The 13,343-nt window shown below is 60.1% G+C and carries 11 protein-coding genes and 2 pseudogenes; 7 read left to right on the top strand and 6 right to left on the bottom strand.

The features are described 5' to 3' along the window. Positions 1 to 47 precede the first annotated feature (47 nt). Positions 48 to 884 carry an AraC family ligand binding domain-containing protein gene (locus tag AC1MEE_RS01215; RefSeq protein WP_480413392.1) on the bottom strand — a complete coding sequence of 279 codons (837 nt, stop codon included), beginning with the start codon at positions 882 to 884 and terminating at the stop codon, positions 48 to 50. 132 nt (positions 885 to 1,016) lie between these two features. Beyond that, positions 1,017 to 2,123 (bottom strand): DNA alkylation repair protein, encoded by a 1,107-nt coding sequence (locus tag AC1MEE_RS01220; protein WP_480413395.1) that lies wholly within the window; start codon positions 2,121 to 2,123, stop codon positions 1,017 to 1,019. A gap of 201 nt (positions 2,124 to 2,324) precedes the next feature. On the opposite strand from AC1MEE_RS01220, the gene AC1MEE_RS01225 reads away from it, so the two are divergent. Further along, positions 2,325 to 2,648: a hypothetical protein gene (locus AC1MEE_RS01225; RefSeq protein WP_480413397.1), complete on the top strand. Its 324-nt coding sequence runs from the start codon at positions 2,325 to 2,327 to the stop codon at positions 2,646 to 2,648. A 241-nt stretch (positions 2,649 to 2,889) separates the two neighbouring features. On the opposite strand, the gene AC1MEE_RS01230 is transcribed toward AC1MEE_RS01225, so the two are convergent. After that, positions 2,890 to 3,195, bottom strand: a complete 306-nt coding sequence (locus AC1MEE_RS01230) for a PepSY domain-containing protein (protein ID WP_480413399.1) — start codon at positions 3,193 to 3,195, stop codon at positions 2,890 to 2,892. A 170-nt stretch (positions 3,196 to 3,365) separates the two neighbouring features. Next, positions 3,366 to 4,004, bottom strand: coding sequence for a LysE family translocator (locus AC1MEE_RS01235; protein WP_480413401.1), 639 nt, complete (start codon positions 4,002 to 4,004; stop codon positions 3,366 to 3,368). A gap of 47 nt (positions 4,005 to 4,051) precedes the next feature. On the opposite strand from AC1MEE_RS01235, the gene AC1MEE_RS01240 reads away from it, so the two are divergent. The 3 genes from AC1MEE_RS01240 (at position 4,052) to AC1MEE_RS01250 (ending at position 6,704) form a co-directional block, all read left to right on the top strand. Continuing rightward, entirely contained in the window at positions 4,052 to 5,077 is a 1,026-nt protein-coding gene (locus AC1MEE_RS01240) for an NAD(P)-dependent oxidoreductase (protein ID WP_480413403.1), read from the top strand. Positions 5,078 to 5,109: 32 nt separating this feature from the next. Beyond that, positions 5,110 to 5,586, top strand: coding sequence for a GNAT family N-acetyltransferase (locus tag AC1MEE_RS01245; RefSeq protein WP_480413404.1), 477 nt, complete (start codon positions 5,110 to 5,112; stop codon positions 5,584 to 5,586). Between the two features lie 320 nt (positions 5,587 to 5,906). Continuing rightward, positions 5,907 to 6,704, top strand: a complete 798-nt coding sequence (locus AC1MEE_RS01250) for a glucose 1-dehydrogenase (protein WP_480413405.1) — start codon at positions 5,907 to 5,909, stop codon at positions 6,702 to 6,704. Between the two features lie 62 nt (positions 6,705 to 6,766). Here AC1MEE_RS01250 and AC1MEE_RS01255 read toward each other — a convergent pair whose 3' ends face one another. Together AC1MEE_RS01255 and AC1MEE_RS01260 are read right to left on the bottom strand one after the other, a co-directional pair. Continuing rightward, on the bottom strand, positions 6,767 to 8,935 hold the full coding sequence (locus tag AC1MEE_RS01255; protein ID WP_480413406.1) for a methyl-accepting chemotaxis protein: 2,169 nt from the start codon (positions 8,933 to 8,935) through the stop codon (positions 6,767 to 6,769). A gap of 199 nt (positions 8,936 to 9,134) precedes the next feature. Continuing rightward, a complete protein-coding gene (locus AC1MEE_RS01260) occupies positions 9,135 to 10,349 on the bottom strand; it encodes a low temperature requirement protein A (RefSeq protein ID WP_480413407.1) in 1,215 nt (404 codons plus the stop codon). A 231-nt stretch (positions 10,350 to 10,580) separates the two neighbouring features. Here AC1MEE_RS01260 and AC1MEE_RS01265 point away from each other — a divergent pair. The 3 genes and pseudogenes from AC1MEE_RS01265 to AC1MEE_RS01275 all read left to right on the top strand — a co-directional run. Next, positions 10,581 to 11,033: pseudogene (locus tag AC1MEE_RS01265) on the top strand (MFS transporter); the annotation flags it as partial. Positions 11,034 to 11,196: 163 nt separating this feature from the next. Beyond that, positions 11,197 to 12,063: pseudogene (locus AC1MEE_RS01270) on the top strand (MFS transporter); the annotation flags it as partial. Positions 12,064 to 12,083: 20 nt separating this feature from the next. Continuing rightward, positions 12,084 to 13,334, top strand: coding sequence for an RNA polymerase sigma factor (locus AC1MEE_RS01275; protein ID WP_480413408.1), 1,251 nt, complete (start codon positions 12,084 to 12,086; stop codon positions 13,332 to 13,334). Positions 13,335 to 13,343 lie beyond the last annotated feature (9 nt).

Consider the following 13,343-nt stretch of genomic DNA (forward strand, 5'->3'; position numbering starts at 1 on the left):
ACTCGGTGGTGATTGATCGTGGGTCGATCATCGCCGTCCGGGTAGCCTCAGTCTGGAAGATTTGAGCAGCGTTTGCGGTAGTCCGCCGGGGTCATACGGTAGGCACGCTGGAACCAGCGACCGAGGTGGCTTTGGTCGGAGAATCCAAGCGCGGCCGCCACCTCTACGGGCGACTCGCCAACCGCCAGCAGGCGTCGTGCCTTGGCCAGACGCAGTTGAATCAGGTATGCGTGGGGCGCCAGACCAAATGCCGCCTTGAACGCCCGGGTCAGACGAAAGCGATCCACGCCGGTCACGCGGGCCAGATCGTCCAGGCCGATGTCCTGGCTCATGTGCCCATGCAAATACTCCCGAGCTTTGTGTGCCACCAACGGCAAGCGTGGATCGGGCGTGAGTTGCGCGCGCCAACGCAAATGGCGGGTCAGACTGGCCAGCAGCATGTCGAGGGCAGTCTGGCGAACGATGCGCATCTCTTGACCGTGCAAGGTCTGGAAGGCATTCGCGGTGGCGATGGCCAGGCGCGGGTCGTCAGCCAGAGTGGTAGCGAAACTCAGCTGACAGTTGTCGGGCGCGTCTTCGAACAGCGAACGCAACTCACGGTCCAGCCACTGCGGGTCCAGGTACAGCGTGCGGTAGGTGAAGCCTCCCGGCGTGGGCGAATCGCCGTCGTGGATCTCGCCGGGTTCGAGTAAAAACACCCGGCCCGGTGTGCTGAGATGCCGCTGTCGCCGGCAATTGAATTGCTGCACACCCTGTTCGGTGACGCCTACCAGATAACTGTCATGCCAGTGCGGATCGTAGGCGTGGCCCTCGAAATGGGCGCGAATGGTCTCGATGCCGGACTCGCTGTCCTGCTTCAGATCGATCCAGTTTTGAGAGGTCATGAGGCCGCTCCCATTTGAAGTGTGCTGCTTCGGAGTCTGTTCGGATGGACGGCGAGTGCGATTCATCACTCGGATCAGTGAACTTACAAGGTCGCGAGGCGACTGTCTGGAACAATTGTGCAGCGGCCGACCTTATTCCGACAGATCAAACCAGGTCCGGGCCAGACATTCGCCGTTGATCAAGATATCCAGTTCATGCCTGCCCGCGTAATGAACACGGGTGGTGAAGTTGCGGATCTGTTGTTCACGGGCCACGGTCACCGACTCTCCAGCGCCCAGGGTCAGGGTTTTCAGCTTGAATACCTTGGCTGAAGTGCCGCCAGACTTTTTCACGTAATGAATGGCGTAATCGATGATCAGCCGCTGGCTGGCGCTCGACGTGGAGTGCAGGCGGAACGAAAGGTTGACCCTGCCCCCCAACCGGACCCCTTGCGGCGTGACGTGCAGGTCATCGACGTGCACATCAGGTTTGGCACCCGCGCCCATGATCGTCAACGCGCGGCGGTCGCCTTTCTTGATCAACGAGCGCAGGGCGTGGCGCGCAATCCAGGCGGTGCGTGGATCATCCAGTGACCAGCCTTCAATCTGATCAAGCACCCAGGTCGGGTTGTCTTTCGTGATGTCGTTGAGGTGATTGGCTACCGACTTGCGCACATAGAGGCTGTCGTCGGCCTTCAGATTGCTGAGGATTGTCAGGACCGGCGACGGGTCTGCGGTTAGTGTTTCGAGGCGGAACGACCAGGGCAGGCGTGGCCGGCTGCCTTCGCTGGCGAGGCGCCGCACGTGCTCGTCGGAGTCTCGGGACCAGTCGTGCATCAGCTTGAGTGCCCGTTGGAAATCCAGTCGCAGAAAGTGCCGTACGGCGAATTCGGAAGAGCCGAATGCAGTGAAAAATTTCAGCGCTTGCATCGACCGCTCGAAATCGTCCTGTCCGTACAGGGCGACGTATTCGGGCAGGATCATGCTGACGAAGCCGCTGTTCAGGCGCGGTGCAAGTTGACGCAGGATCTCCAGCGCCTGCGGGTAATCCGCGGGCAGACCGGCATGCAGGCTTTGACTGACCCGGTTCAAACGCTGCATCACCGACAACGCTTCGAGGCCTTTCGAGGTGCGTGCCAGAAACGCCCTGACATCGAATGCCGGGTAGACCGCAGCGGTTTCTTCGGCAATGTGTTGCAGCCGCGCGGCGTTGAAAATCTCCTTCAGCGCGGGGGCTGCCTGCTGGGCTTGATCAGTCATGAAATCGGTCATTCTCGACGTGGAGGTGGGCGAAACGCAGCCTGGCAAACCGGACACAAAAAGGCGCGATTAAGCAGCGCTGACTCTTCTTGTTACACACTTATCCACAGATGGATTGATCAGTTTGTTGCTTGAGCGCGAACCTAGGGACGCAAATGCTATCAAAGATCTGTCGTTACCATTTCGAATAGAAGGTAGGTGATGAATAGTCTCAAGCGAGGTATTACAACGCTGACCCTGACTTTGAGCGGCTTGCTGGGGATTGGCGTGGTCAGCCTGGCTCAGGCCGGCGCCAGTTCACCGGGCAGTCTCGATAATCGCAACAGCACCCTCAATAACCCCTACGACAGCGCTATCCGCCGCGCAAACCCTAATAGCCGGCAGGGTACCGAGTCCAGCATTCCGTCGATACGCGGGACGAACCCGACGACCAACCCGCGACCACCAACCCTGGAAAACGGCGGCATCGGCAATGGCTATCCAACCCGCCGGCAACCGTCCGCGGGTCCCTCAAACAACAGGTAAATCGCTGAAAAATAATATAAATATTAAGTCAGGCACCGATCCCCGTAGGAGCTGACTTGTCTGCGAAGGCCATGCGGCGCGGTGTGTCTGGTAGACCGTGGTGTAGGGGCTTCGCAGACAAGTCAGCTCCTACAGATGGATGAACTGCGCCCCAGAAGTTGGATACAAATCCAACCCCTGGGGCGCAGTTCAGGACCGTGTTTGCTGCGCGACAGCGTGGCGAGGTCTCCCACAGGATCACTCACTTCTCCTGCTTGTTCTTCAGCACTTCGCCGGTCTTGGCGTCCAGGTCTACATCCCATTCAACGCCTTTGGCGTCGCGCATTTCGGTCTTGTAGATGTAGCGACCGTAGGAATTTTTCAGTTCAGTGCTGTGGAGGGTCGCGTCGGGGTGTTTGGCCAGTGCAGCTTTGTTCAGCACTTCAAAGTCCATCACCGTGCCGGCCTTGTGCAAACGCACGATTTCATCGGGGCCGATACCCGCCTGAGCGAGGCCGGCGGCGGCAGTCAGAGCGAGGGTGGCGAATACAGCGTTCAACGTTTTCATTGAGGGGTCCTTTGGGTTCAACTGTTGGGTTGAAGCCAGACTAACCACCCCGACTTAATTCACGCTTAAATTCTCCCTGCCGTCGAAAGCGCCGTCATGGGGAGCATTGCGCTGTGTCCTTGGCCGAACCCTTTGCTGAAAGAGGGACGTCGAAGGTTTTCGAACCAGGTTCAAGACCTTCGCGGCAACAATCCCGGCACGGCATGCACCAACGCGTTAATGGCAAAGCCGATAAACATGACGCCGCAGATCCGGGTGATTGCCAATTCGTGACGCACATACAGCGCCCGCACATGCCGGGCCCCGACCACGGCCACCACAATGGAATAGGCCGCGATGCCACCGACAAAACTCAGCAGGATCATTGTCGGCAGCATCGACCAGTCCAGCAGTTCGGCGCGGCTGGAGATCAGGGCGGTGAAGGTCGCCACCGCCACCGGGTAGGCCTTGGGATTGGTCAGGCCGAACATCACGCCATGCCCGAACGGCTGACGGCCGGCGCCCTGGGGCTGTTCGCCGTTACTGTGCTTGGCCCGAAGCGCCCGCAGGCCAAGCCAGAACAGGTACAGTCCGCTCAATACACCCAGCACATCGAAGGCGGCACTGCCGATCACCCGAGCACCGACGATGGCGACCAACGCCGTGCTGCACCAGATAACATCGCCCAGCAGATGCCCGCAGAGAAACGCCGCACCCGCCCGCCGCCCTTGCGCGGCACCGATGCCGAACACCGCCAGCACGCCCGGCCCCGGCGTGATGCCATAGATAAAGCCGGAGGCGAGTACAGCCATGAGTAGCGAGGGAGTCATGCCGATATTCCTTGAAGAGTCGCGGCGAAGTTTAATCCAGCAGGTTGATGTTACATGGCAATTTTTCTGTGACTGACACCGATGTGGGAACGGGCTTGCAACTGCGCGTCCCGCTGCGAAGGGCGCAACACGGTCTTTTGCTCGGCATCGGAGTGGTGCACTCTACGTCAATCATTTTTTCGCGGGAGGGCAGACAGATGAAAATCGGTTTCGTTGGGCTCGGCAACATGGGCCAGGCCATGGCGACCAACCTCCTGAAGGGCGGCCATGAGTTGCTGGTCTGGAATCGCTCGCCGGGGCCGGTGCAAACATTGGTCGAGCGCGGGGCCAAGGCTGCCGCTGATCCGCAGCAAGCGTTCGGTGCCGATATCGTGTTCAGCATGCTGGCCGACGATCAGGCGCTGCGCTCGGTGCTGATCGAGTCAGGGCTGTTACAGACGCTCAAAGCGCCGCTGATCCACGTCAATATGGCGACCATTGCTGTCGCCTTCGCCGAAGAACTGGCGGCCCTGCATCAAGCCCAGGGTGTGGCCTACATTGCTGCGCCGGTGATGGGGCGTCCCGATGTTGCGGCGAGCGCCAACCTGAATATTCTGGCGGCCGGACCGGGCGCGGCCATTGAGCGCGTACAACCTTTGTTCGACCTGATCGGGCGCAAGACCTGGCCCCTCGGTGAGAAGGCCTCGAGCGCCAACGTGATGAAACTTGCGGTCAACTTCATGCTCGCCTCAGCCATCGAATCCATGGGCGAAGCGGCGGTGCTGGTCGGGGCGTATGGCATCGAGTCGGCGACGCTGATCAGCCTGATCTCCAACAGCATCTTCCCTGGCCCGGTGTATCAAGGTTACGGCACGCTGATCGCCGAGCGCCGTTACGAACCCGCGGCCTTTAAAGCCTCGTTGGGTCTCAAAGACGTCGGACTGGCGCTGGCTGCGGCCGAACGAGTCTCGGTGCCGCTGCCTATGGCGCAGTTGGTTCACGAAAGCCTGCTCGATGCCCTGGCCCACGACGAAGGCGATATGGATCTGGCGGTGCTGGGGCAGGTGGCCGAACGTCGAGCCAAACGCAATTGATCGACCCCTCGATTAGGCATGTGAGCACCGCAATGATCGAACTCAAACCGGCGCTGATCGCCGACATACCGCGCCTATGGGCACTCAGAACCCGTGCGGTGCGACTCAGTTGCGCCAGCCACTACTCGCCAGCCCAGATCGACATCTGGAGCGCGTCACCCGCGCCCGATAACTACCTCCGACTGATTGCCAGCCAGGGCGCGTTGGTCGCCGAAGAGGACGGTCAACTGAGGGGCTATGGGATCCTCGATGTGCAAACCGGTGAAATCGATGCCGTCTTCGTCGACCCGGACTTTGCCGGTAGAGGTCTCGGTAAACAGTTGCTGATGGGCCTGGAAACGCTGGCCTTGCAACATGCTTTCAAACGCTTGCACCTGTTCTCATCACTGAACGCCGTCGCGTTTTATCAATTGGCCGGTTTCACCGCGATCAGGGACGAGGAATACGCCCATCCCAGCGGCATCAGCCTGCGCAGTTTGTATATGGAGAAGGTGTTGCTGGGGGATTGACGCTCCTATCAAACAATGCATAACCAGCTGAAATAAAAAGATTATTTTGTAGGAGCGTGGGGGACGCCTAGTTCTTGCCCGCGATGGACCGCGAAGCGGTCCCAAAAATGCTGAGCACAGTTCTACTGCCAGAATCGAGTTCGCTGATTTTGCGACTGCTGCGCAGCCGATCGCGGGCAAGCGCGCTCCTACACTAGATCCAGTTTGCTACGCGACAGCGCGGCGTCGAAGACGGGGCGGAATCTCCTATCGCTTTGAGTGACTGACAGTCACGCAGCGTGAGCTACGATCAACCGCGTCATTTAGAAAGGAGACTCAGCATGGCGCGCCTCAATCAGAAAATTGCTGTCGTGACCGGTGCCGCCCAAGGCATTGGTGAATCCATCGCTCGACGGTTTGCCGAAGAAGGCGCCTTCGTAATTGTCACTGACATCAACGCCGTACTCGGCCAGTCGGTGGCTGACAGCCTTGAAGACCAGGCCCGATTCATGCCACTGGATGTGCGTGAAGAGAGCGCCTGGGAAAGCTTGATGCGCGTAGTGACCGGGCAGTTTGGCCGACTCGATGTGTTGGTTAACAATGCGGGCATCACCGGTTTCGAAAGCGGCATAGTGGCTCACGATCCCGAGCACGCAACGTTGCAGGCCTGGCACGCAGTCCATGCGACGAACCTCGATGGGGTCTTCCTTGGCTGCAAGCACGCGATCCGCGCCATGCGTCACAGGAAGGCCGGGTCAATCATCAATATTTCGTCGCGTTCAGGTTTGGTCGGCATCCCTGGCGCGGCGGCTTATGCGTCCAGCAAGGCGGCGGTGCGCAACCACACCAAAACCGTTGCGCTGTACTGTGCCGAGCAAGGGCTGGCAGTGCGCTGCAACTCGATTCACCCCGCAGCGATCTTGACGCCCATGTGGGAGCCGATGCTGGGTAACGGTCCGCAACGCGAGCAAAACCTGCGAGCCTTCGTCAAAGACACGCCGCTGCAACGTTTCGGCCACCCACAGGAAGTCGCCGCCGTTGCGCTGATGCTCGCTTCGGATGAGGCCACTTACATCACGGGGACGGAATTCAATATCGATGGAGGCTTGCTGGCAGGATCGGCAGCTACGCCGGGGTAGTCAGGGTGAAGGTATGACGTCCTTGTCGAGGAGGCTTGGGCGCAGCCTTTATTCGATCAAAACTATGAGGCCAAAGCCGACTTCTCCCGGCCGCGGCTGACCTCGAACTGGCCCACCAGTTTTTGCAGTTTGTTGGCGTTCAGGCGTACGGTTTCCGCGCTGCTTTGCAGCACGACCACGGTCTGGCGCATCTCGCCCGAGGCCAGGTCCACGCGCTTGATGGTCTTGCCGTAATCCAGGCTGCGGTCGCTGAGCTGCTGGATGATGGCGATCATGCTTTCCACTTCCTGGTGCAGTTGGGCGTTTTCCGACGAGGCGTCCTCGGTGGTGCGCAGGTGGTTGTCGACGTTCTGCACGCCGCTTTCCATGAAGGCCACGGCCTGCTGGGTTTCGTTTTGCAGCCCCTCGACCATGTGCTTGATGTCGTCGGCGGCGCTGGCGGTGCGGATCGCCAGGCTGCGCACTTCGTCGGCCACCACCGCAAAGCCGCGTCCATGCTCGCCGGCCCGTGCAGCCTCGATGGCGGCATTCAGCGCCAGCAGGTTGGTCTGATTGGTGATGTTGGTGATCAGTCCGATGATGTTGCTGATCTGCGACATCCGGCTGTCGAGCAATTGCACGCTGGAGGCCGAACGTTCCACCACGTCGCGGATCGACTGGGTGCCGACGCGGACTGCCTCGAACTGCTCGCGGGCGTGGCGCACCACGTCGTCCATGGCCCGCTTCATCTGTTCGGCGGTCAATGACGCCTGGTTGATTTCCCCCAGTTGGCCCTCGACGATCAGCATCATGCGGTTCACTGCTTCCGCCACTTCGTTGGAGGTGAAACCGGCTTCCTGGCTGCTGCCAAGCATCAGTGCGTTGGTTTTGCCCATGCTGTGGGAGGCGTGAATCACCTGACCGACCACCGCATCCAGATTGTCGATGAAGCTGTTGATCCAGCGGCCCATGTCACCGGTTTCATCGTTGGCCATCGTCGCGGTGTCCAGGCGCTGGCGCAGGTTGCCTTCGCCTTCGGCAATGGTGCGAATCACTTCAGTCATTTCACTCAGGCGCACCGCCAGGCGTTTGGGCCCGAACGAGGAGAACAGCAGGGCGGTGATCACCATGCTGAGGATCTGGATGCCATCGATCTGCACCTGACTCAGGCCGCTGTAGTGCTGGACCAGATAGTTGCAAGTGAACAAGCCGCCCATGGTCGCCAGATAGGGTTTCATCAGGCCGTAACTCAGGGAGCGGCGCCGGTAGACTTCCTCCAGATCGGCCTCGCACATCATGCCCCAGCGATCCGCCGAGCCAGGCATTTGGAACGTCACGCCTTTACCAACCACTGGAATGTGCCGGTAGTCGGAATAGCCGGGGTAGGTGATGAACAGGTTGGAACCGGTGCGGATGGTTTCGCGCACGCCAGGGTGCAATTGTTGGGTGGCCGGATCGATAAAACGCAACTCAAGTTCGGTATGGCGCTGAATCCGCACCGGGCCCCAGGCGGTGTGCACGCCGGTCTTGAGGTTTTCCCCATGGGTAAACGCGTTGTCCTCGAAGCGCGAGCGTGACAGTGCAATGCCGGGTTGCAGGGCGCGATCGAAGCCGGCCTTGACCATGAACAGGTAGTTATCGCCGGATTCAGGGTAGATATGCCCGGCTTCGCGCTGGATCAAATCCCCCAGAACATCGTTCGGCACCCGCCCGCACAAGCATCCCGACACCTTGCCGTCGAGCCAAAGCGGCTGATAGAACATCAACGTCACTTCGTCATGGAAGCGCGAGGACGAAGGGCCGATCTTCAAGGTCAGCGGGTCGCTGTAGGGGCCGTGCAGAAAGGGTTTTTTCAGGCCTTCAGCCAGTGCGCGTGGGTTCAGATCCTTGCCTTTGCAGTGCTCCGCCCACGTTGAGGCAAGTACCTCGCCCTGAGTATCGACGACAAACAATTCGGAGAAGTCCGACGCCTGATTGAGCTTCTCTGTCAGCGTCGCGACGTCGATCCGGCTGAGGTCGCCTGCGACGCTGCTGCTCAGTTCCTTCAGGTGTTCCCAATACTCTTGAGCCCAGTGCTGAAGCAATTTGACGCGGGTTTCGGCGATTGACTCGAAGGTACGCTCGATCACCGGATAGATGGATTTGTTCAGACGACACGACCGGCGCATGGCCAGTTTTCCGGTTTTACCGAACCAGGGTAACCAATGCTTTTCAGCGGAGGACAGCTGCATTGAATCACTGCGCAAGGTCATGGCCTGGCTCCTTCAAACAACGGCATCAAAGAGCCGTTACTTAGGCAAGGACCGCGCCATTCTTGTATCCAGACGGTTACATCGCTTGTTTGAAGACTGATCAGTCATCAGGTGGCGTTTTTGCCTGCTCAAGTGTCGTTATTGCGCTCCTTAGAAGTGCATTTTCTGCTAGCGAGCGCCCGGGATTGGGCGCAAGCGATTACTTGGGCAACTCCTGCCCAAGCTCTTGGGTTGTCTTAGCCAGCGCCGCTTTGCGCAGCGCGATGCTTTCCCATGTCGCAACCACCAGCAAAATTCCGGTAGTCAGCGCTCCCGACACCAGCGCCGAAAGCAGGTGGGCGAAGGCGAAAGGCGCGAGGATGATCAGCAACACCAGGCCGATCAGGTGCGAAAGCGGCAGGATAAATCGTTCAGCGGTGACCATCTTGAACAGCGCGGTGCCCAGCAGGTACAGCGTGGGACCGACGAGGATGGCGCTGATGCCGGCGTCGGTGGCGTGGTTCGGGTGCGTCAGCACCAGTTCATCGGCCACCGCGCTGACGATGATGCCGGCGATGATCAGGGCGTGCAGATAGGTGTAGGCCAGGCGTGCCTCACGGCCGGGGTCCTTGGAGTGGGCAATGCGGTGGTGGGCACGCTCGGCACCGCTGTCGAAATACACCCACCACATGGCCACGCTGCCGAGTACGGCGATGAGAAAGGCCGTGACAGTGTTCAGGTCCCAGATCAGTTCGGCGAAGGTTGCGCCAGTGACCAGTAACGACTCGCCCAGCGCGATGATCACGAACAGGGCGCAGCGCTCGGCCATGTGATTGCCTTCCACGTCCCAATCCTGCAGCGTCGAACGTCCCAGCCCCGGCACCCAGAAATACACCGATGGCGAAATGAATTCGATCAACAGCGCCACGGCCCAGAAACCCACCCGGGCATTGCCTTCGACCAGCCCACCGCAGATCCAGAACACCCCGGAACACATCAGCCACACCAGAATCCGCTGGAAGTTGCGAGTCATGCTCAACGACTCGTGGCGCACCGCCCAGATCGCAAAGGCCGTGCGCCCGACCTGCATGGACACGAAAGCGCAGGCGAACAGCAGGCCACGGTCCGTAAACGCCTTGGGAATCGACACCGAGAGCAACAGCCCGGCCAGCATCAGCGCGAACAGTGCCAGACGCACCGGAATGCGTTCAGGGTCGAGCCAGTTGGTGATCCATGACGTAAAGATCCACACCCACCACACCGCCAGCAACAGCATCGTCACGTGCACCGCGCCCTGAACCGTGAGGTTGGCCAATAACGAGTGCGACAGTTGGGTCACGGCGAAGACAAACACCAGATCGAAAAACAACTCGATCATGCCGACCTTGCCACTGTCCTGACTGCCACGGCTGCGCAACAGAGATGAATAGCTCATTGAGGGGACCTCTTTTTGGACAACACACAGAATCCCTACACTGGCGTTAGGTTTCAAGCATAGCTTCAGCCCTTGTCAGCCGTTAATCGCGCCAAGCGCGCTCTGAGTCGATTGCGCTTTGCTATGCTTCGCCGCCCTGCGTCCGGGCGAAAAGAGCGCTCCGTGACAGTTTTGATGGAGCGGCCCGTCGTGACGGTCGAACCTTAATCGCTTGCCGTTTTCGGATTGCTTATGACAGCCATTATTCAACCACGCTCCCAGCCGCTGTCCCGGGCTGACTACAAGACCTTGGGCCTCGCGGCGCTCGGTGGGGCGCTGGAAATCTATGACTTCATCATCTTCGTGTTCTTCGCGTTGACCCTGAGCCAGCTGTTTTTCCCGCCAGAAATGCCTGAGTGGCTGCGTTTGCTGCAAAGCTTCGGCATTTTTGTCACCGGTTATCTGGCGCGGCCATTGGGCGGCATCCTGATGGCGCACTTCGCCGATCAATTGGGCCGCAAGCGGGTGTTCAGCCTGAGCATTCTGCTGATGGCGCTACCGTGTCTGCTGATCGGGGTGATGCCGACTTACGCCCAGATCGGCTACTGGGCGCCACTGATTTTGCTGGCCTTGCGCATCCTGCAAGGCGCTGCGGTGGGCGGTGAGGTACCGAGCGCTTGGGTGTTTGTCGCCGAGCATGCACCCAAGCAGGCTGTGTGAAAACCTCCGCGACCGATTAACTGATTAAAAACCGACCTGAAAATCGCGTTCCTACGTGAAATCCAGGTCTGTCCAGCAGCCGATCTATTTCTGAATTGACGTACGAACGCGCAGTTCAGTTTTCTGTTGGGGTTTTCACACAGCCTGCAAGGGCCATCGCGGCTATGCGCTGGGTGTGCTGCAAGCGGGGCTGACCTTTGGCTATCTATTGGGCGCACTGATCGCGACCTGGTTGGCGCGGGTGTTCAGCCCGGCGGAAATTCTCGATTACGCCTGGCGCATCCCGTTCCTGTTGGGTGGTGTGTTTGGCGTGGTCGGTGTCTGGTTGCGCCGCTGGTTGAGCGAGACCCCGGTGTTCATGGCGCTGCACGCTCAGCGTGAAGCGCTGGGTGAATTTCCGTTGCGCGCAGTGCTGCGTGAACATCGCCAGGCGTTATTGCCGGCGGTGCTGCTGACGTGCGTGCTGACCTCGGCAGTGGTGGTGCTGGTGGTGATCACCCCGACCGTGATGCAGCAGCGCTTCGGCATGACCGCCAGCCACACCTTCGCCCTGAGCGCCCTGGGCATCGTGTTCCTGAACATCGGTTGCGTGCTGGCCGGTCTGTTGGTGGATCGCCTGGGCGCGTGGCGCGGCGTGGCGCTGTACAGCCTGCTGCTGCCACTGGGCATTGCGCTGTTGTATGCCAGCCTGATAGGTGGCTGGCTCTCACCGGGTCTTGCCTATGCAATTGCGGGGCTCGCCTGCGGTATCGTGGGCGTGGTGCCGTCAGTGATGGTCGGTCTGTTTCCGGCGCACATCCGCGTCTCGGGTATTTCCTTCACCTACAACATCGCCTACGCACTCTGGGCCAGTACCACGCCATTGATGTTGATCGCGTTGACGCCGTGGAGCCCGTGGGTCTGCGTCGGCTACTGCGCGGTCATGGGCGCCGTGGGTTTGCTGACTGCCGCTTTTTTCGGCCTGCGTCGAGGCATGAACGTTGACGGAGTGATGGCGGCAAGCAGCGGGCGTTGACCACAGTTAGAGGCAACGGCATGGATAATAAAAATAATCAGTCAGTGCACAGCGAAGTCGAGACGATCTACCGTCTGGAGTCGCGCCGGGTATTGGCAACGCTGATTCGTCTGCTGGGCAATTTCGAGCTGGCCGAAGAGGCGTTGCAGGACGCTTTCATTGCTGCCGTCGAACAGTGGCCACACGCCGGATTGCCCGACAACCCTCGCGCATGGCTGGTCTCGACCGGACGCTTCAAGGCCATCGACAGCCTGCGGCGCCGAGCCCGCTTCAATGCGTCGCTGACCGAGCTGGCCTTGCAATTGGAGGGACAGTTGCAGACTCGTCCGGTCGATCATGACAGCGTCGAAGACGATCGGCTGCGGCTGATTTTCATCTGCTGTCACCCGGCCCTGACTGCCGATGCCCAGGTTGCGTTGACCTTGCGTGAAGTCTGCGACCTCACCACTGAAGAAATCGCCAGGGCTTTTCTGACGGCACCGTCCACCGTGGCGCAGCGCATCGTGCGCGCCAAGAACAAGATCCGCGATGCCCACATCCCGTATGAAGTGCCTTCCCATGCCGAACTGCCTGAACGCCTGGAGGCGGTGTTACGCGTGGTGTATCTGGTGTTCAACGAAGGCTATTTCGCCTCCTCCGGCGATGCATTGACGCGCAGTGACCTGTCCAGCGAGGCGATACGCCTGGGCCGGTTACTGGTCGATCTGCTGCCTGAACCTGAAGTCGTGGGTTTGCTGGCGCTGATGCTGCTGATTGAGTCGCGGCGTCCGGCGCGGTTGTCAGGCAGCGGCGAACCGGTGTTGCTCGACCAGCAGGATCGAAGCCTGTGGGATCGTTCGTTGATCGGCGAAGGCGAAGCACTGGTCGAGCAATCCTTGCGCTCCGGCCGTTATGGCGCCTACAGCGTACAAGCCGCCATCGCCGCCGTGCATGCCGAGGCCGCCAGCGCCACGGATACCGACTGGGTACAAATCGTCGGCCTGTACGACGTGCTGGTGCGCCTCGCTGCCTCAGCCGTAGTCGAGCTCAATCGTGCGGTCGCGGTCGCCATGCTCGAGGGCCCCGAAGCCGGGCTGAGATTGATCGATGCGCTGTTGGCTGCGGGCGAGCTGGAGGACTATCACCTGGCCTGGTCGGCCAGGGCCGATCTGTGCCGACGCCTGGGGCGAATCGAAGAAGCCCGCGCGGCCTATATCAAAGCCATCGAACTGTCCCGGCAGAGTGTCGATCGTCAGTTTCTCGAACGCTGCCTGAGCGAGCTTGTGGGTTAGTGCGCGATC

The sequence above is a fragment of the Pseudomonas sp. ASL3 genome (assembly GCF_056680425.1).